At 55.1% G+C, this 17,415-nt stretch carries 18 protein-coding genes; 13 read left to right on the forward strand and 5 right to left on the reverse strand.

Features of this window, described 5'->3' with window-relative positions; translation table 11 throughout:
• Positions 1-52: 52 nt before the first annotated feature.
• Positions 53-334, reverse strand: coding sequence for an SCP2 sterol-binding domain-containing protein (locus QEZ52_RS01410; RefSeq protein WP_406650605.1), 282 nt, complete (start codon positions 332-334; stop codon positions 53-55).
• A gap of 107 nt (positions 335-441) precedes the next feature.
• Positions 442-1,668, reverse strand: coding sequence for an argininosuccinate synthase (locus QEZ52_RS01415; RefSeq protein ID WP_406647317.1), 1,227 nt, complete (start codon positions 1,666-1,668; stop codon positions 442-444).
• A 134-nt stretch (positions 1,669-1,802) separates the two neighbouring features.
• On the opposite strand from QEZ52_RS01415, the gene QEZ52_RS01420 reads away from it, so the two are divergent.
• On the forward strand, positions 1,803-2,555 hold the full coding sequence (locus QEZ52_RS01420) for a hypothetical protein (RefSeq protein ID WP_406647319.1): 753 nt from the start codon (positions 1,803-1,805) through the stop codon (positions 2,553-2,555).
• Between the two features lie 67 nt (positions 2,556-2,622).
• Positions 2,623-3,849 (forward strand): threonine ammonia-lyase IlvA, encoded by a 1,227-nt coding sequence (ilvA, locus tag QEZ52_RS01425; RefSeq protein WP_406647321.1) that lies wholly within the window; start codon positions 2,623-2,625, stop codon positions 3,847-3,849.
• 26 nt (positions 3,850-3,875) lie between these two features.
• Here ilvA and QEZ52_RS01430 read toward each other — a convergent pair whose 3' ends face one another.
• Complete coding sequence (locus tag QEZ52_RS01430; RefSeq protein WP_406647323.1) at positions 3,876-4,205, reverse strand: Hpt domain-containing protein; 330 nt, start codon at positions 4,203-4,205, stop codon at positions 3,876-3,878.
• A 212-nt stretch (positions 4,206-4,417) separates the two neighbouring features.
• On the opposite strand from QEZ52_RS01430, the gene QEZ52_RS01435 reads away from it, so the two are divergent.
• Complete coding sequence (locus QEZ52_RS01435) at positions 4,418-5,656, forward strand: PP2C family protein-serine/threonine phosphatase (protein WP_406647325.1); 1,239 nt, start codon at positions 4,418-4,420, stop codon at positions 5,654-5,656.
• Between the two features lie 218 nt (positions 5,657-5,874).
• Here QEZ52_RS01435 and QEZ52_RS01440 read toward each other — a convergent pair whose 3' ends face one another.
• A complete protein-coding gene (locus QEZ52_RS01440) occupies positions 5,875-6,324 on the reverse strand; it encodes an NUDIX hydrolase (RefSeq protein WP_406647327.1) in 450 nt (149 codons plus the stop codon).
• Between the two features lie 77 nt (positions 6,325-6,401).
• Between QEZ52_RS01440 and QEZ52_RS01445 the strand changes: the two genes are divergently transcribed.
• From QEZ52_RS01445 to QEZ52_RS01480, 8 genes are all read left to right on the forward strand, one after another.
• Positions 6,402-7,388 (forward strand): Hsp33 family molecular chaperone HslO, encoded by a 987-nt coding sequence (locus QEZ52_RS01445; RefSeq protein WP_406647329.1) that lies wholly within the window; start codon positions 6,402-6,404, stop codon positions 7,386-7,388.
• Entirely contained in the window at positions 7,381-7,977 is a 597-nt protein-coding gene (locus tag QEZ52_RS01450; RefSeq protein ID WP_406647331.1) for a CoA pyrophosphatase, read from the forward strand. Before QEZ52_RS01445 ends, QEZ52_RS01450 begins: the two co-directional genes overlap by 8 nt.
• Positions 7,974-9,128 carry a CCA tRNA nucleotidyltransferase gene (locus tag QEZ52_RS01455; protein WP_406647332.1) on the forward strand — a complete coding sequence of 385 codons (1,155 nt, stop codon included), beginning with the start codon at positions 7,974-7,976 and terminating at the stop codon, positions 9,126-9,128. Before QEZ52_RS01450 ends, QEZ52_RS01455 begins: the two co-directional genes overlap by 4 nt.
• A 206-nt stretch (positions 9,129-9,334) precedes the next feature.
• Positions 9,335-11,173, forward strand: coding sequence for an ABC transporter ATP-binding protein (locus tag QEZ52_RS01460; RefSeq protein WP_406647335.1), 1,839 nt, complete (start codon positions 9,335-9,337; stop codon positions 11,171-11,173).
• Complete coding sequence (locus QEZ52_RS01465; RefSeq protein WP_406647338.1) at positions 11,170-13,014, forward strand: ABC transporter ATP-binding protein; 1,845 nt, start codon at positions 11,170-11,172, stop codon at positions 13,012-13,014. The genes QEZ52_RS01460 and QEZ52_RS01465 overlap by 4 nt, the downstream gene beginning before the upstream one ends.
• 46 nt (positions 13,015-13,060) lie before the next feature.
• Complete coding sequence (locus QEZ52_RS01470; RefSeq protein WP_406647341.1) at positions 13,061-14,290, forward strand: class I SAM-dependent RNA methyltransferase; 1,230 nt, start codon at positions 13,061-13,063, stop codon at positions 14,288-14,290.
• Positions 14,291-14,318: 28 nt separating this feature from the next.
• Positions 14,319-15,116, forward strand: a complete 798-nt coding sequence (locus QEZ52_RS01475) for an ion transporter (RefSeq protein ID WP_406647343.1) — start codon at positions 14,319-14,321, stop codon at positions 15,114-15,116.
• Between the two features lie 65 nt (positions 15,117-15,181).
• Positions 15,182-15,706, forward strand: coding sequence for a murein L,D-transpeptidase family protein (locus QEZ52_RS01480; protein ID WP_406647345.1), 525 nt, complete (start codon positions 15,182-15,184; stop codon positions 15,704-15,706).
• 61 nt (positions 15,707-15,767) lie between these two features.
• Here QEZ52_RS01480 and QEZ52_RS01485 read toward each other — a convergent pair whose 3' ends face one another.
• Complete coding sequence (locus QEZ52_RS01485; protein WP_406647347.1) at positions 15,768-16,280, reverse strand: CAP domain-containing protein; 513 nt, start codon at positions 16,278-16,280, stop codon at positions 15,768-15,770.
• 173 nt (positions 16,281-16,453) lie between these two features.
• Here QEZ52_RS01485 and QEZ52_RS01490 point away from each other — a divergent pair, with 173 nt between their 5' ends.
• Together QEZ52_RS01490 and QEZ52_RS01495 are read left to right on the forward strand one after the other, a co-directional pair.
• Positions 16,454-17,074 (forward strand): L,D-transpeptidase, encoded by a 621-nt coding sequence (locus QEZ52_RS01490; RefSeq protein WP_406647349.1) that lies wholly within the window; start codon positions 16,454-16,456, stop codon positions 17,072-17,074.
• A gap of 140 nt (positions 17,075-17,214) precedes the next feature.
• Positions 17,215-17,397, forward strand: a complete 183-nt coding sequence (locus tag QEZ52_RS01495) for a hypothetical protein (RefSeq protein WP_406647351.1) — start codon at positions 17,215-17,217, stop codon at positions 17,395-17,397.
• Positions 17,398-17,415 lie beyond the last annotated feature (18 nt).

Here is a 17,415-nt window from a genome sequence, read left to right on the forward strand (position 1 = left end):
TCTGTCCTGACAAGACACTGTGCCGATCACAGTTGTGGCCTTTTCCTTCGTTTTACCCCAGCAATTGCCCTAGCTTCATGGCGACGCCCATGTCGCCGGACACCTTGATTTTGCCCATCATCACTGCGGTCATCGGGTTCAGCTGGCCAGTCAGCAGCTTTTCCAGATTGGCGCGTGATAGGCGCAGGGTGCAGTCGGTATTCTGATCGGTAGTGCTGGCGGTGTTGTCGGCCAGGACGATCACGCCATCTTCGCCGCAGTCGAACTTCAGTGAGCCGTCAAAAGCTTTGCCGGACAACTCGTCCTGAATACCCCTGGCGATGTCTTCCATGATGTCAGCTCCCTTTGCCCCGGAAAATGAAAATGCCCGCCGATCACTTTGGCGGGCATCTGTGAATTCTCAATGGGTGACGTAACTGGGGGTTACGTCAGGGGAGCCATTCAGCCACCAACGCGCTTGTTACGCGCGGCCAGCAGTTTCAGGCGCAGCGCGTTCAGCTGGATGAAACCTGCGGCGTCGGTCTGGTCGTAGGCGCCGGCGTCTTCTTCAAAGGTGACGTGCGCTTCGGAGTAGAGCGAATGATCCGACCAGCGGCCCACGCAGGTCGCGGACCCTTTATACAGCTTCAGACGTACGGTGCCGGTGACATGCGCCTGGGACACATCAATCGCGGCCTGCAGCATCTCGCGTTCCGGGCTGTACCAGAAGCCGTTGTAGATCAGCTCGGCGAATTTCGGCATCAGCTCATCTTTGAGGTGCATAGCGCCGCGATCCATGGTGATGGATTCGATGCCGCGATGCGCTTCGAGCAACAAGGTGCCGCCGGGGGTTTCGTAGATACCGCGGGATTTCATCCCGACAAACCGGCCCTCGACAAGGTCCAGACGTCCACAGCCGTGCTTGCCGCCCAGTTCGTTCAGTTTGGTCAGGATGGTGGCCGGGCTCATTGCTTCGCCGTTGATGCTGACCGCGTCCCCCTTTTCGAAACCGATTTCGATGAATTCGGGCTCGTTCGGGGCGTCTTCGGGGTGCACGGTGCGCTGATAGACATAGTCGGGTGCGGCCACGGCCGGATCTTCCAGAACTTTGCCCTCGGACGAGGTGTGCAGCAGGTTGGCGTCGACCGAAAACGGCGCTTCGCCACGTTTGTCCTTGGCGACCGGGATCTGGTTCTGTTCGGCGAACTCCAGCAGGCGGGTGCGCGACGTCAGATCCCATTCACGCCAGGGCGCAATCACCTTGATGTCGGGATTCAACGCATAGGCGGCCAGTTCGAAACGTACCTGATCGTTGCCCTTGCCCGTGGCACCATGGGCAACCGCATCGGCGCCGGTGGCGGCGGCGATTTCCACCAGACGTTTCGAGATCAGCGGACGGGCGATTGATGTGCCCAGCAGATACAGGCCCTCATACACCGCATTGGCGCGGAACATGGGGAAGACGAAATCGCGCACGAACTCTTCGCGCACATCTTCGATAAAGATGTTCTCCGGTTTGATCCCCAGAAGCTCAGCCTTTTGGCGAGCGGGCTCCAGCTCTTCGCCCTGACCGAGGTCGGCGGTAAAGGTGACAACTTCGCAGCCATATTCGGTCTGCAACCATTTCAGAATGATCGACGTATCTAGGCCGCCAGAATAGGCCAGAACAACTTTCTTGGGCGCGGACATGGAATTTCCTCTCAGGTAGATCGACGGGGCGATAGCCGGTTTTCAAGCCGAGAGCAAGATCATGGGGTTTTTGTCGCGGCAATCGGGCGTTAAAGCTGGGTCAACTGTATCAGTTTTTTGAGAAGGCATTCGATATGAAAGGTTGGCATATCTTTCTGCATTCCGTGCAGATGGTTCTGAGAAATCTGCACCCAGCTCTGCAGATCGGATTGGTGCCCATCGTTTTGATGGCAATCCTGTCCACTGTTTTGACCTCGTCAACCGGTTTGTCCCTGGATATGCTGGGGAATGAACAGATGATGAGAACGGCGTTTGAGAACGGACAGATCAACATTGGCGGACTATTGCTGTTTGCATGCATTTCCGTGTTTTTTACCCTTTGGATCTTTGTGAACTGGCACCGCTATGTCCTGCTCGAAGAGTATCCGACAGGATGGATTCCACCGCTGCGGTTAGATCGCATTCTAACCTATTTCGGAAAATCTCTGATGATTGGTCTGGCAATGGCGGTGATGTTGGTGCCGTTGGGGTTGGCATTCCTGTTGGGTCCGATTGGAGCACTGCTGTTTGTACTGGGGGCTTTCTTTGTTGTGGTGACCGGTTACCGCTGGTTTTTGTTATTGCCCGCTGCCGCGATTGGAGATCCGTTGTCTATGCGCGAGGCATGGGACAAGACACGTGGGGCGTCTGGTGCGATAATCCTCATGTTGGTATTGGTTATGATGACCCAAGTTGGTCTGGACGTGGCAATTCGGCTGATTGCGGCAGTTTTGCCGATTGCTGCCCTGGTCGTGCAATGGTGTGTCGCGCTGGTCCTGATGTTGGTGAATGTCAGCCTGTTGACGACGATGTACGGACATTTCATTCAAGATCGGCCAATCAACTGACGGTATTCTTATGTATGCTTTGGTCCAGCCTCTTGCCTTGTGGGCGGGGTTGGGCCAGTGAAGTGACATGACTGAATTCATGACCCGTGCCCGCTCCGCCGAAAAGGCCATGCGAGACGTTTTCGAACGCACTCCGTTACAACGTAATGTGCATTTGTCCGACCGGTTTGGTGCCGATATCTGGCTGAAACGCGAAGATCTGAGCCCGGTGCGGTCCTACAAGATCCGTGGTGCATTCAACGCGATGCGCAAATTGCCGGATCAGGAATTGTTTGTATGTGCCAGCGCTGGCAACCATGCGCAGGGTGTGGCCTTTATGTGCAAGCATATGGGTGTGCGCGGTGTGATCTTTATGCCGGTGACGACACCCAAACAAAAAATCCAGAAAACAAGAATGTTTGGTGGCGAACATGTCGAGATCCACCTGACCGGAGACTATTTTGACGATACTTTGGCATCCGCCCAGGAGTGGTGTGCACGTGAAGGGGGACACTTTTTGTCTCCGTTTGACGATACAGATGTCATTGAAGGTCAGGCGTCGATTGCTGTTGAAATCGAAGAGCAACTGGGCGGGGTTCCCGATCATGTGATCCTGCCTGTTGGGGGTGGTGGCATGTCATCCGGTGTATCGCGATGGTTCGGGGAACGGTCCCATTGCGTGTTTGTTGAACCAGCTGGCGGGGCCTGCCTGCGCGGCGCTTTGGCTGCGGGGCACCCGGTGACATTGGATCACGTAGATACCTTTTGTGATGGGGCTGCTGTGGGCCGGATCGGGCAACAGCCGTTTGATCATCTCAAACATGTACCGTTGTCGGATGTTCTAACACTTGGAGAAGACCGGATCTGCACGACGATTGCCGAGATGTTAAATGTCGAAGGCATCGTGTTGGAGCCAGCTGGGGCATTGGCCATCGAGGCATTGGGTGATCTGCAATCCTGGATTCGCGGGCGCACGGTGGTTTGCGTCACATCTGGTGGAAATTTTGACTTTGAACGTCTGCCCGAGGTCAAGGAACGCGCATTGCGGTATTCGGGTGTCAAAAAATACCTGATCCTGCGCTTGCCGCAACGCCCCGGTGCGCTCAAGGAATTTCTGGGAATTCTGGGTCCGGAAGACGATATTGCCCGGTTCGAATACATGAAAAAATCCGCGCGCAACTTCGGGTCGGTATTGATCGGGATCGAAACCAGAAAACCAGAGAACTTTGTTCGCCTGTTTGCCCATCTCCAAGAGGCTGGTTTTACCTATTCCGACATCACAAATGACGAAACCATGGCCCAGTTCGTGATCTGATCGGCATCTTGTTCCGAGGGATGCCTTCAGCCGAATTTGGCGGGTAATTCTGTCATGAATTGCCCCTTGGATTCTTCATATGTTGCAAGGATGGATTGCAGATCGACGTTGGTGGCCTGGCCCTGTGCAGATTGTGTTTCGCCGTCCTGACAGAGCTTGGAAAACCCTTCGAATCCAAGGTTTAACGCACTCCCCTTAAGGAAATGCAGATCCTGTTCCAGCGAGTGCAGGTCTGCGCCCTGTTTGAGCCTCCCGATCACTTCCTCCACCTCTTCGAGAAAGATTTCGATGATCTCCTCGAAATCCTCCGCTCCAACTTCTTCGCGTAACTCACTGATACGTGCCCAATGTATCATCACTTGTTCCCTTTGAACCCAACCATAGAAAATTGGACCCTAGGAACGAGGCGTAAACCAAAGGTTAAAGGAACAATTTCACGGGATTACTTTTTGCTTTTCACGACATGTTAAGTGATGGCGCGAATATTGGACTGAGCCGGGTGTTTTCCGGATCTTTTGTTCATGAGGTTTCTACAGTGCCGTCCAGCAGTTCACTTCAGACGACAACCATGCCCGACGACATGGTTATTCGCCGGGTTCTGGTCGTGGATGATAGCCGGTTGCAGCGACGCATTCTGGTGTCGTCTCTGCGCAAATGGGGATTCGAAGTTGTCGAGGCAGAAAGTGGCGAAGCAGCGCTCCAAATCTGTGAACACAGCCTCCCGGACCTGGTATTGAGCGATTGGATGATGCCGGGGATGACGGGGCTGGAATTTTGCCGGGCGCTGCGGGCCATGCCGTCTCAGGCCTATTGTTATTTTATCCTTTTCACCTCCAAGAGCGGCAAGGGCGAAGTTGCCCAGGGGCTGGATGCCGGTGCGGACGACTTTTTGACCAAACCTGTAAATTCGGATGAATTGAGAGCCCGAATCGCCGCGGGTGCGCGAATTCTCAGTATGGAGCGCGAGCTATCCGAAAAGAACCGGATGGTCTCTGAAACCTTGGGGGAATTGCAGCGGGTCTATGATGCGATTGACAAGGATCTGATCCAGGCGCGCAAGATCCAGGAATCTCTGGTCCCAGAGTTGTCGCGAGAATTTGGAACGTCCCAGGTAAGCCTGCTTTTGAAACCCTGTGGGCACATCGGAGGTGACTTGGTTGGGATGTTTTCACCGGGTGTGAACCGGTTGGGGTTCTACAATATTGACGTGTCTGGACATGGTATCACTTCGGCGATGATGACGGCCCGGTTGGGTGGATATCTGTCTTCTCAGTATTTTGATCAGAATGTTGCCATGGAAAAGCGGTTCAATCGCTTTTATGCCCTGCGCCAGCCCAGCGAAGTTGCCAGCATGTTGAACGCAAGATTGGTCGCGGATGCGGGAATAGAAGAATATTTTACAATGGCTTATTGTATCGCTGATTTGCGAAACGGGCATGTAAAAATGGTCCAGGCTGGCCACCCGCATCCGGTAATTTTGCGGCTGGACGGAACAGCTGAATTTGTTGGCGATGGCGGTGTGCCAATAGGTTTGATCCCCGATATCCCTTACTCGCAGATAGATATCCATCTGAAACCGGGAGATCGGTTGTTGCTGTATTCCGACGGATTCACCGAAGCTCGGCTGCAAAACGGAGAGATGTTGGAACCAGAAGGTTTGTTGGACTTGATCCAGCAATGCCAGTCCCGACAGTCCGGGCAGGAGTTTCTGGACGATCTGTTCTGGAATTTGACACAGGTTCAATCGCAAGAATTTGGTATGGAAGATGATGTTTCAGCCACTTTGTTCGAATACAATGGGGCTTGATCCGAACATGATTTGCGTCGATCCACCCTGGTGCACCTACAGGCGCAATCATCCGCTTGGATAAAACGATGCAATGGACACCCATGGCGTAGGTAATGCGTTTTCAACTGATCGTCATGATGTATGGATGCGATGTGTTGTGCAGAACCACGCCGGATGAATGACCATATAGAAAACCGATGCTGGAGATTGAACATCACAGCGCGGGTCAGGAGCGATCAGATAGATCCCGCGTTCAGAAGACGATGCGCAAAATATCGGTCTCCGGCATTGCCAAGCGCTGCCGAGGCCTGATCGATGTCCAACCAAACCGCTTCGTGGTCTGGTTCACTGGGCGGCCCACGACGAACCAAAGGGCGGGCCAGATAGATGTTGCAGATCTTTTCTGCCCATAGGTCATATTCCGGCATATAGACGAAACGGCGGAACACACCGAACCATTTGGGCGTTGTAATCGACCAGCCGGTTTCTTCACGTACCTCCCGGTGGAGGGCCAATATCGGTGATTCGCCTGGGTCCACACCTCCACCCGGCAGCTGCAAATCCGGGTTTGGATCATAGTAGCAGGTCAAAAGTAATTTCCCGTCCCGAGGCAACAGAGCATAGGCTCCGGGGCGGCGATTATAGGTTTTGTCCGCCTGTGGCGGCTCTCCAAATCGTCTGATCACGTGCTACCCTCTTCCATCCGCTGTCACGAGCCCTATATAGGCTCGATATGCCAATCCTGGGCGTGTAAGGAAACCCCATGACTTTCGGATCAAAAATCGCGTGGGACGATACAGTCCTGCCTTTCCAGCTTGATGTCTCTGACATGCGCGGGCGCATTGCGCGTCTCGACGGTGTTCTTGATGGCATCCTCAAACAACACGACTACCCTGCAACCGTCGAAGCATTGGTTGCCGAGATGGCTGTGCTGACGGCGCTGATCGGGCAAACCATAGATTTGCGTTGGAAGCTGTCGCTGCAAGTGCAGTCCAAAGGTGCGGTGCGCATGATTGCCACCGATTACTATGCGCCTCAAGTCGACGGTGAACCGGCCCAGATCAGGGCCTATGCCAGCTATGATGCTGACCGGCTGACTGACGCGGTGCCGATCGCGCAGGTCGGCGAAGGTTATTTCGCCATCATGATCGACCAGGGCAAGGGTACCAAACCCTACCAGGGGATCACTGCGCTGACCGGTGAATCGCTGAGCAATTGCGCCGAGGCCTATTTTGCCCAATCTGAACAATTGCCGACACGGTTCTCTCTCAGCTTTGGCAAATCCACAGAAGCAGGTGGACAGGAGCATTGGCGTGCCGGCGGCATTATGTTGCAGACCTTGCCCAAAGCGTCGCCGTTTGTGGCAGCAAATGATGGGGACGGGGATCAACTGAAACCAGCGGATCTGGTGTCAGGCGAACAAGAAGAAAACTGGAACCGTGTCAACGTTCTGCTGAATACGGTCGAGGACCTGGAACTGATCGGACCCTCGGTACCGCCCATTGACCTGCTGGTACGCCTGTTTCACGAGGAGCAGCCGCGGGTTTATGATGCGCAACCGGTTCGATTTGGATGTACCTGTTCTGAAGACCGAGTGCGTCAAAGCCTGTCGATCTATTCGGCAAAGGATATCGCAACGATGACAACGGATGACGGGGACGTCACAGCAGACTGTCAGTTCTGCGGAGCACATTACGTCCTGGATCCGAAATCGGTCGGCTTTGAGGCGGAGACACCCGAGGGTGAATGATCTCGCCCGGACATTGCAGGCTGCGCTGGGTCAGCCGGGAGAGGGATCTTCGGATTTCGATTTGAACCCTGACACCGTGCTGCCCGAGGGGCGCAGGCTGCGTCCGGCCGGGGTTTTGATTCCGGTTAGTGTGGCGCATGGGGAGCCACGGGTGATTCTGACCAAACGGTCATCGGCTCTAAAACATCATCCTGGGCAGATTGCCTTTCCCGGAGGCAAGCAGGATGACGGGGATCGGGATGTGATTGCCGCGGCGCTGCGTGAGGCACGCGAAGAAATTGGTCTGCCCGAAACCGTGCCGCAAGTCATCGGACACCTGCCGCAACATGAGACGGTTACAGGGTTCAATGTAACACCGGTTGTCGCGCTGATCACCCAGACGTTTGAAGTTGTTCCTGAACCCGGTGAAGTGGACGAAGTATTCTCGGTACCGCTGTCACATCTGACGAACCCGGCCAATTACCTGATCGAATCTCGGATCTGGAGGGGGACACGGCGCTATTACTTTACTGTTCCGTTCGGGCCTTATTACATCTGGGGGGCCACGGCTCGCATGTTGCGGGGGTTGGCGGCACGGATTGCGGAATGACACGGATTGATCAACCTTGGCTGACGGACACGGCGACGCAAACCGTTTGCGCGGCCTTGACTGTTGAAGGGGCGCAGGCACTGTTTGTGGGCGGATGCGTGCGCAATGCCCTGTTGGATCAACCGGTTTCCGACCTGGACATTGCCACAGATGCGCAGCCTGAAACTGTTATTGCATTGGCAAAACGCGCCGGAATCCGGGCAGTTCCGACAGGGATTGATCATGGTACAGTGACGTTGATCGAACACGGGGTTCCGTTCGAAGTCACCACATTTCGTCGTGATGTTCTTACAGATGGTCGGCGCGCTGTGGTCGCGTATTCCACAGATATTGCCGAAGATGCCCGGCGCCGTGATTTCACTATGAATGCGATCTATGCCCGCCCGGATGGCGAGATCGTTGACCCGCTAGGCGGGCTGGCCGATCTGAATGCGCGCAGGGTGCGTTTCATAGGAAACGGTGAAAACCGAATTCGCGAAGATTACCTGCGCTCGTTGCGATATTTTCGGTTTCACGCCTGGTACGGTGATCCGCAGGCGGGAATTGACCCCGAAGCACTGGCTGCGATCTCTGCCAATCTGGATGGGCTGGCACAGCTGTCCCGGGAACGGGTTGGGTCGGAGGTGCTAAAATTACTGGGCGCGCGGGATCCGGCCCTATCGGTTGCTGCGATGCGTCAAAGCGGCGTGCTCGCTCAGATCCTGCCGGGGTCAGATGACCGGGCGCTGGCCATTCTTGTACATTTGGAAGGAGAAGCTCCAACAAATCCAATTCGTCGTTTGGTCGCGCTGGGCGATCCGGAGATTGCCAAGGATTTACGCCTGTCCAAACAGCAGTTCACCGAATTACGCATGTTGCGAGAGGCTGCCGTCGGTTCTCAGGGTGCGGCCGAGCTGGGGTATAAGCTGGGTCATGACCATGCGCGTGATGCGATGTTGCTGCGTGCCGCCTTGATGGAACAACCGATATCACCTGAAGTCGAGACAGATATCGCATTAGGGGCAGGCGCGACATTTCCTGTGTCGGCCCGTGATCTGATGCCGGAAATGACAGGTCCAGAATTGGGTCGCGCGCTGAAATCGCTTGAACGGACCTGGATTGACAGCGGGTTCACCCTGGACCGTGATCAGTTGGTGGGAACGCTTGGCTGACCCTACGTCAAATTGTCGGGGGGTGACAAAACGGCGAATCTGTTTTACCTCTTTGAGGCAATCGTACGTATTGGGAGGAATGCTAATGTATTACGGGATCTGGTTTCAATAACGCCTGAGACCCTGCCCGTTTGGTTCGGGGGGCCTTTGGCGCTGCCCTGAAAACTCATTTGCATTTCACTATGCTCGCACTTTGGAGCACCCCAATGTTTCGCTTTTTCGAAAATCTGATCGACCCCTATTGTGACTACGTCGAATCCGACACGCCGCCAACGCGGTTGTGGCCGTTTTTGCGCGATTATGCACAGCCGTTCAAACGCATCTTTTGGCTGACTGCCATCATGTCGGTGATTGTGGCGGCGATTGAAATCGGCCTGATCTATTACATGGGGCGGGTGGTTGACCTTTTGTCAGGTGAACCGGCGCAGGTCTGGGCCGAATACGGCACGGAGTTGATTGTTCTGGCTGTATTAATTCTGACGGTGCGGCCCGCATTACAGTTGTTTGACGTGCTGTTGCTCAACAATACGATCCTGCCCAACTTTGGCACCTTGATCCGATGGCGGGCGCATAAACATGTGCTGCGCCAGTCGGTGGGGTGGTTTGAAAATGATTTTGCCGGGCGGATCGCCAACCGGATCATGCAAACACCTCCGGCCGCTGGCGAAGTGGTGTTCCAAGTGTTTGACGCCATTACTTTTGCTTTGGCTTATCTGATCGGGGCGGCAATCCTGCTGATGGCGGCAGATCCACGTCTATTGGTACCGTTGGTAATCTGGTTTGGGTTGTATGCGCTTCTGACCAAATGGACGGTCAAACGGGTTGGTCCGGCCTCCAAGGCCGCCTCTGATGCGCGGTCAACGGTGACTGGACGGGTGGTCGATAGCTATTCAAATATTCATTCGGTCAAAATGTTCGCCCACCACAATCGCGAGCTGAGTTTTGCGAAAGAGGCCATAGAGGGCACCCGCAAGACGTTCCAGGCCGAAATGCGGATCTATACGATCATGGACGCGGTTCTGGTGACATTGAATGGTTTGTTGATCGTCGGCGTTGTTGGGTGGGGAATTGCCCTGTGGATGCAGGGATCGGCCTCGGTCGGGGTGGTAGCGGCGGCAACGGCGTTGACCCTGCGATTGAACGCGATGACCGGCTGGATCATGTGGGCGCTCACCACGTTCTTCCGCCAACTGGGTGTTGTGGCCGAAGGGATGGAGACCATTGCTCAGCCTATCGACCTGGTGGATGCAGCCAATGCAGAACCGTTGCGTCTGACAGAGGGCAAAATCGAACTGCGCAATCTGTCCCATCATTATGGGCGCGAGGCTGGCGGTCTGGATCAGATCAACCTGACCATACGACCGGGTGAAAAGATTGGTTTGATCGGCAGGTCAGGTGCCGGGAAATCGACCTTGGTCAAACTGTTGCTTCGCTTTTATGACGTGGATCGGGGGCAAATCCTGATTGATGGGCAGGACCTGCGCGCCGTGACCCAGGACAGTCTGCGCAGCCACATTGGCATGGTGCAGCAGGACAGTTCGCTGTTGCATCGGTCAGTGCGTGACAACATCCTGTATGGCCGCCCCGATGCGACAGAGGCTGAAATGCTGGGTGCTGCCAGTCAGGCAGAAGCCCATGAATTCATTCTGGACCTTGAGGATCCACAGGGGCGCAGCGGCTATGACGCCCATGTGGGCGAGCGCGGGGTGAAACTTTCCGGTGGACAACGTCAGCGGGTCACTCTGGCGCGGGTCATTCTGAAAGATGCACCAATTCTGCTCTTGGATGAGGCAACTTCGGCTTTAGATAGTGAAGTCGAGGCCGCCATTCAGGACACGCTTTATGGCATGATGCAGGGGAAAACCGTGATAGCCATTGCGCATAGATTGTCGACGATCGCCCAGATGGACCGAATTCTGGTGATGGACCAGGGTCGGATCGTGGAAGAGGGCAACCATTCCGAGTTGCTGGGCGCTCAGGGTCTGTATTCGCAATTTTGGGCACGTCAATCTGGCGGGTTCCTCAATCCGGAGGCCGCTGAATGAGGCTGGGCCACCTGATCAACCCGTTTGGATCGGACCACACCCCTCCACCGGAAACTCTGGGCGCATTCCTGCGCTGGGCCTTGAAGGGGGCCTGGCCGATCCTGTTTGTGGCAGCCTTCTTTTCTGCTTCGGCTGGCGCGATGGAAGCGGGAACTGCCTGGATCCTGGGGCAGGTGATTGACACTGCGGTGGCGACCGGGACTGACGGGTTTTTTGATCCGCGCAATGTCGGAATGATGATTGCGGCTGTGGCCTTTTTCATGCTGTTGCGCCCGGCGTTGTTCGGGATGTCGGCGCTGTTCAACAACTATGTGGTCATGCCCAATGTGATGCCTTTGGTGTTGGCCAAACTGAATCGGTGGACGTTGGGTCAATCGGTGACCTATTTCGACGATGATTTCGCGGGGCGGATCGCGCAGAAACAGGTGCAGACATCGAATGCCGTGGCATCGGTGGTATCCGAGATCATCAGCGCCATCGTGTTTTCGCTGGCGTCTCTGGTTGGCGCCTTGGCACTTCTTGGATCGATTCATCCATATGTAGTGCTGCCGTTTATCGGTTGGTTGGCGATCTATTTCTTTCTGATCCGCTGGTATTTGCCGCGGATTCGAAAACGCTCGGCGGCGCGGGCCGGCGCGCGCGCAACTGTGACCGGGCAGGTGGTCGATACCATTACCAATATCAAGACGGTCAAGCTGTTTGCGTCTGCAAACCACGAAGACATTGCCGCCCGTGATGCCATGGTGACCTACCGGGAGCGCGCGCTGGAATTTGGTGCGATGGCAGCGTCCTTTCGGTTTCTCCTGATGGCGCTGGCCGGAGTCCTGCCGGTATTACTGATCGGAGCCACATTGCTGTTGTGGCGCAACGGAATGGCAACCGCTGGGGACATTGCAGCGATTGGGAATGTTGCAATTCGCATCGCTCAGATGACTGGCTGGGTCAGCTTTACGCTGATGGGCATGTACGCGAATATCGGCGAGGTAGAGAATGGCATGCGCACCCTGGCACCTGCACGCCGCATAGAAGACTCTGAAAACGCACCGGACCTGAAGGTCGCGGGAGGAGAGATCCGGTTCGAGAACACCGGTTTTGCCTATGGGCGGGACATCGGCGGGGTTCAGGACATTTCTCTGACCATTGCTCCGGGTGAAAAGCTGGGTATTGTCGGCGCGTCAGGAGCGGGTAAATCGACACTGGTTTCGCTTTTGCTGCGGCTCTATGAAGGAGAAAATGGCCGAATTCTGATTGATGATCAGGATATTTCGACCATCACTCAGGACAGCCTGCGCCGTCAGATCGGCATGGTTACCCAGGAAACCGCGATGTTCAATCGTTCAGCGCGGGACAATATCTTGTATGGCCGGCCCAATGCGTCTGAGGCCGAGGTTATCGCTGCTGCGAAAAAGGCCGAAGCGCATGAGTTCATTTGTGGATTGCAGGATGGACAGGGACGCCAGGCCTATGATGCGCATCTGGGTGAGCGCGGTGTCAAATTGTCGGGTGGTCAACGACAGCGGATTGCATTGGCCCGCGCGATCCTCAAAGACGCTCCGGTTCTGGTGCTGGACGAAGCGACCTCGGCATTGGATTCCGAGGTCGAAGCCAGTATTCAGACGGCATTGCACCGGGTGATGCAGGGCAAAACCGTTTTGGCCATTGCGCACCGTTTGTCGACGCTCAGCGAAATGGACCGGATCATTGTGCTGGACAACGGTCGCATTGTCGAAGAAGGCAGTCACGAAACATTATTGGTCCAAGGCGGGCTGTACGCCCAGTTCTGGCATCGCCAATCTGGCGGGTTCATTAAAACCGACGCTGACGTCGAAGCTGCTGAATGAGGTTTCCGCTCTTTCTCCAGCTGCCAAGTCAGGCTATTGAGCGGCCATGAACACCACAGTCACAATCAATCGTTTGGGACATCAAGGCGACGGCGTCGCCGATGGTCCCTTGTTTGCACCGCGCACCCTGCCGGGTGAAATCGTTAGCGGTTTCGCCAAAGGTACCCAGCTGACCGATATCCGGATTGAAACGCCGTCCGAACACCGCGTAGCCGCCCCCTGTCGCCATTACAAATCCTGCGGCGGGTGCCAATTGCAACATGCCGACGACGGATTTGTTGCAGCGTGGAAACTGGACATCGTACGCCACGCCCTGGCCGCGCAGGGATTGGAAACCGAAATGCGACCGATCCACACATCGCCACCACACAGCCGTCGTCGGGCAACTCTGGCAGCCCGTCGAACAAAAAAAGGCGCTTTGGTTGGATTTCATGGCCGGGCGACAGATGTGATCACCGAAATTTCCGACTGCCAGTTGTTGGAGCCGGTTTTGATGGGGGCTATTCCAGTGGCCGAAGATCTGGCCATTTTCGGAGCCAGCCGCAAAACACCCTTGGCAGTGACCGTGACCCAGTCCGACATCGGTTTGGATGTGTTGGTCCAACACGGCAAACCATTGGATAGCGAGCTGCGACAGCAGTTGGCGATGCTGGTCGACAAATACAGTCTGGCGCGCCTGGCCTGGGATGACGAACTGATCGGGATGGAGCGCCCTCCGACACAGCCATTTGGCGATGCCCGCGTTTGCCCACCTCCCGGTGCCTTTCTCCAGGCCACCCGAGACGGCGAGGCCGCATTGTTGCATGCTGTGGAAGAAGTCACCCAGGGTGCGCGGCGTATTGTTGATTTGTTTGCGGGTTGCGGAACCTTCTCTTTGCCTTTGGCGCGCACGGCCCAGGTTCACGCCGTTGAAGGCGACGCCAATATGATCCGTGCATTGGACGCTGGCTGGCGGATGGCGCAAGGATTGAAGCAGGTAACCTCGGAGACCCGGGATCTGTTTCGCAGACCGGTATTGCCGGACGAACTGAACCCATTTGGCGCACCATTCGAAGCAGCGGTGATTGACCCGCCTCGCGCCGGGGCAGAAGCACAGATTGCCGAACTGGCCAAAGCTCAAACCGCAAGGATCGCATATGTTAGCTGCAACCCGGTGACGTTTGCCCGGGATGCCAAGGCTCTTGTATCTGCCGGTTACACGCTTAACTGGGTGCAAACAGTGGATCAGTTCCGCTGGTCCGCGCATACCGAACTTGCCGCTTCATTTTCGCTTTGATTGACAGATTGTTCTGATGACACAAACCGTGAGACCTTCGAAGACTTCAGCCCTGATCCGATTTTTGGAAAAACCGGGTTTTGGGCAGTTGATCACCGGAGTCATCCTGGTCAATGCCGTTTTACTGGGGATGGAGACGTCCCCAACCTTGATGGCTCGCTTTGGCGAGATGATCCTGTTGCTCGACAAGATCTGCCTGGCGATCTTTGTTATCGAAATTCTGTTAAAGCTCGTTGCCTATAGGGTCCGTTTCTTTTTCAACGGCTGGAACCTGTTTGATTTTGTGATTGTCGGCATCGCGCTGGTGCCGGCCGCACAGGGGCTGTCCGTTCTCAGGGCGCTCAGGATTCTACGGGTATTGCGCGTTATCTCGGTGGCTCCACGGCTGCGACGCGTGGTCGAAGGTTTCATCACCGCGCTGCCGGGCATGGGAAGCGTGTTCCTGTTGATGGCAATCATTTTCTATATTGGTTCGGTGATCGCCACCAAACTGTTTGCCAGCACTTTTCCCGAATGGTTCGGCACCCTGGGGCTGAGCGCATATTCGCTTTTCCAGATCATGACTCTGGAGAGTTGGTCTATGGGCATCGTGCGACCCGTGATGGTGATCTACCCCTACGCGTGGGTGTTTTTTGTGCCTTTCATCATGGTTACGACATTCGCAGTGGTGAACCTGTTGGTGGGTTTGATCGTGAATTCGATGCAGGACGCACACCATGAAGAGGATGGCGAGCGAACCGACGCCTACCGGGATGAGGTTCTGAGCCGGCTTGAAGCGATCGAACAGCGTTTGAGTGAGCACACCGGTGCTCAGACAAAGAAGTGATTTTGAACCCACCCTGAAACCCAGTAAGGGAAAAGGGGCAGAACAATCGGATTGAGATGCAGGTTATGGAACGACGTGTATTTGGAATTGGAGCCATTGCCGCCTTGTCTCTGGCGGGATGCGGCGCGTCGAGAGGCCCTAGCAAGTTTCGTCGCTACAATGGACCCAAGGTGACATCGGTGGTGGTGAACAAGGGTGCACGCAAGATGTACCTGATGCATGATGAAAAGATTCTACGCGAATACAAGGTAGATCTGGGGTTTGCGCCCAATGGAGACAAGAAGATCGAAGGGGACGGAAAGACACCCGAAGGTACCTACCTGATCGACCGGCGCAATCCCAACAGCTCGTTTCATCTGTCAATTGGGATTTCTTATCCCAATTCCAGAGATATCGCCGAGGCAAAGGCTATCGGCAAAAAGCCTGGAGGCGAAATTTTCATCCATGGGCAACCAAACTTGTTGCGCGATCTGAAACGCGCCCGCAAGACACCGGATTGGACAGCTGGTTGCATTGCCGTCAAAAACCACGAAATTGAAGAAATCTATGCCATGGTGCAGGACGGCACTCTGATTTCACTCCGGCCGTGACGCGCAAAAGTTTTGAAAAACTTTTGCCAATACTTTTCTAAAAGTATTGGCTGTTGGCGGATCAGCCGCCCATAATCAATGTCCACCACAGTTTGCCGCTGGATTCCTGGTGCCATGCGAAACCCATGTTCGTGGCATTGGCATCCAGAATGACGCTGCGGGTTCCTGGTTCTTCCATCCAGGCCGCCAGAGTTTCCAATTCGGTTTCATAGGTTTCAGAAATCACTTCGCCCAGCATTGGTCCATTGTAACCAGCGCGGGCGACACGATCGAGCGGAGACGATCCATCAGACCCAAAATGCCACGGGCGGTTCTGAACCGACATATCGCGAGAGTGAGTTGCTGCAGCGGCAGTCAACTGAGCATTCAGCTGGACCGGTGATTGGTTTGCCGCCTGGCGCAGGGCGTTCACCGAATCGAGAATCCGGAATTGCAGCTTCCCAGTTTCGCCGCCCCGAATGCGATAGGCTTTTGGAAGGGGTTTACCGTCGGATCCCAGTTGGTTGCTGGACGGAACCGGCGTACAAGCTGCTAGCGCCGTGAAAACGACCAGAACAATCGAAATAATCCGCACAGTTTCAGCTCCTTGCTGTCCAATGTATCAGGTTCACTTAACCTGCGATTCCGAGCGGCGCAAATCAACAAGCCAATTACTGCCACACTTCAAGCTGGTTTGATTTGCGACTGCGGCTTTCCGGTCATATTATGCCCGGTAATCGAGGATTCAGACCCCAGGTTGGTTATCACATGTCTCACAATGAATTCAAATTCCCGTCGCGCCGACAGTTTATTGCCGGTTCTGCTGCCCTGATCGGCGCACCTGCTTGGGCGCAGGATCTTTCGGAAGTCGAAGAAACGCAGGAATACGACCCGCTGCGCCCGCCGCCAGAGCCGGAGCCAGCGGTCCGCCGTAACATTTCGTCGTTCCGTTCCCTGGATTGGCGTCCATACTTTAGCGGGCTGAAGGGCGGAGCGATCTTGGTAGATACTCAGTCGCGTGCGTTGCACTATTGGTCCGCAGATGAATCTGTTTACAAGCTTTATCCTTCGTCGGTGCCTTTGTCCGAAGAAATGACCCGTCGCGGGCGAACCAGTGTTATTCGCAAAGTCGAGGGACCCAGCTGGGCGCCGACACCGTCGATGAAGAAGCGGAATCCGGAATGGCCAAGTTTCATTCCTCCGGGGCCAGACAATCCCTTGGGAACACACGCATTGTATCTGTCTTGGAAATACTACCGTATTCATGGCACACACGACACGCGCAAAATTGGTCGAAGATCGTCCAACGGCTGCATTGGTCTATATAATGAACATATTGCAGAACTGTTCTCGATGGCCAAGGTCGGAACCCAAGTGTTGCTAATTTGACGACATTTCGGTGCATAGACGGGTGTTTAGGAAAACAAGCATTTGCAATCAGCCCATTTTGCTGCAAAGAAAAACATACGAGGTAAGTCTTGGGTGCGTGGTACGGATTCGTCTGTTCTGCGCGAATTCTGGAGGTTAATATGAAAAAACTCGTTCTCGCCGCTGCTCTGACTGGTGCTGCTTCGACCGCCTTTGCTGGCAACGTTGCTGAGCCTATTGTTGAAGCACCGGTTATCGTTGAGCAAACCACAAGCTCTTCCAGCGGCATCCTGCTGCCGCTGTTGCTGCTGGTTCTGGTTGGCGCAGCTGTTGCAAGCAACTAATTGCTTGTACGCTGAATA

The organism is Aliisedimentitalea scapharcae, assembly GCF_045277565.1.
Lineage (GTDB): Bacteria > Pseudomonadota > Alphaproteobacteria > Rhodobacterales > Rhodobacteraceae > Aliisedimentitalea > Aliisedimentitalea scapharcae.

What these genes read in the sequence shown, in the direction of transcription:
- QEZ52_RS01415 (WP_406647317.1), bottom strand. Translation starts at nt 1,668, where the DNA reads ATGTCCGCGCCCAAGAAAGTTGTTCTGGCCTATTCTGGCGGCCTAGAT.
- QEZ52_RS01420 (WP_406647319.1), top strand. Translation starts at nt 1,803, where the DNA reads ATGAAAGGTTGGCATATCTTTCTGCATTCCGTGCAGATGGTTCTGAGA.
- ilvA (WP_406647321.1), top strand. Translation starts at nt 2,623, where the DNA reads ATGACTGAATTCATGACCCGTGCCCGCTCCGCCGAAAAGGCCATGCGA.
- QEZ52_RS01430 (WP_406647323.1), bottom strand. Translation starts at nt 4,205, where the DNA reads ATGATACATTGGGCACGTATCAGTGAGTTACGCGAAGAAGTTGGAGCG.
- QEZ52_RS01435 (WP_406647325.1), top strand. Translation starts at nt 4,418, where the DNA reads ATGCCCGACGACATGGTTATTCGCCGGGTTCTGGTCGTGGATGATAGC.
- QEZ52_RS01445 (WP_406647329.1), top strand. Translation starts at nt 6,402, where the DNA reads ATGACTTTCGGATCAAAAATCGCGTGGGACGATACAGTCCTGCCTTTC.
- QEZ52_RS01455 (WP_406647332.1), top strand. Translation starts at nt 7,974, where the DNA reads ATGACACGGATTGATCAACCTTGGCTGACGGACACGGCGACGCAAACC.
- QEZ52_RS01460 (WP_406647335.1), top strand. Translation starts at nt 9,335, where the DNA reads ATGTTTCGCTTTTTCGAAAATCTGATCGACCCCTATTGTGACTACGTC.
- QEZ52_RS01465 (WP_406647338.1), top strand. Translation starts at nt 11,170, where the DNA reads ATGAGGCTGGGCCACCTGATCAACCCGTTTGGATCGGACCACACCCCT.
- QEZ52_RS01470 (WP_406647341.1), top strand. Translation starts at nt 13,061, where the DNA reads ATGAACACCACAGTCACAATCAATCGTTTGGGACATCAAGGCGACGGC.
- QEZ52_RS01480 (WP_406647345.1), top strand. Translation starts at nt 15,182, where the DNA reads ATGGAACGACGTGTATTTGGAATTGGAGCCATTGCCGCCTTGTCTCTG.
- QEZ52_RS01490 (WP_406647349.1), top strand. Translation starts at nt 16,454, where the DNA reads ATGTCTCACAATGAATTCAAATTCCCGTCGCGCCGACAGTTTATTGCC.
- QEZ52_RS01495 (WP_406647351.1), top strand. Translation starts at nt 17,215, where the DNA reads ATGAAAAAACTCGTTCTCGCCGCTGCTCTGACTGGTGCTGCTTCGACC.